Source organism: Pseudomonas sp. 2822-17 (assembly GCF_002742485.1).
Lineage (GTDB): Bacteria > Pseudomonadota > Gammaproteobacteria > Pseudomonadales > Pseudomonadaceae > Aquipseudomonas > Aquipseudomonas cyclaminis.
This window is the reverse complement of the sequence record NZ_LJRZ01000171.1, coordinates 1-336: the sequence shown is the minus strand read 5'-3', so window position 1 is coordinate 336 and position 336 is coordinate 1. Positions and strand designations below refer to the sequence as shown.

The window sequence follows — 336 nt, the reverse complement described above, 5'->3', positions numbered from 1 at the left end:
ATCTTCAATAAGCTCATTTACTTCAATAGTGCAATCAAGTTCTTCTTTTATCTCGCGAATCAAGGCCTCTGTAGGTGATTCCCCTTCTTCAATTTTTCCACCAGGAAACTCCCATAGATTTGGTAGAGACATTGTAGGGGAGCGAAGTGCAGCTAGTATTTCATTCCTATCATTTTCAATCACAGCACCGACAACTTTCACTTGTTTTTTCATATTTTCCTCCATGAAAAATTTAGTTATTTTTACTAAGGATAATATCTTGATGGACGAGGGGAACAGGTGATGTGTCCCAGTGGTTATGTTAATGATAGGGAAAGTAAACCTCTTCCTATGTCC

At 38.1% G+C, this 336-nt stretch carries 1 protein-coding gene; it reads right to left on the bottom strand.

The window, feature by feature from the left end; translation table 11 throughout:
* Positions 1-213 (bottom strand): NUDIX domain-containing protein (locus AOA60_RS01410; RefSeq protein ID WP_143522334.1); only part of this gene is annotated, 213 nt, incomplete at its 3' end.
* Positions 214-336: the final 123 nt, after the last annotated feature.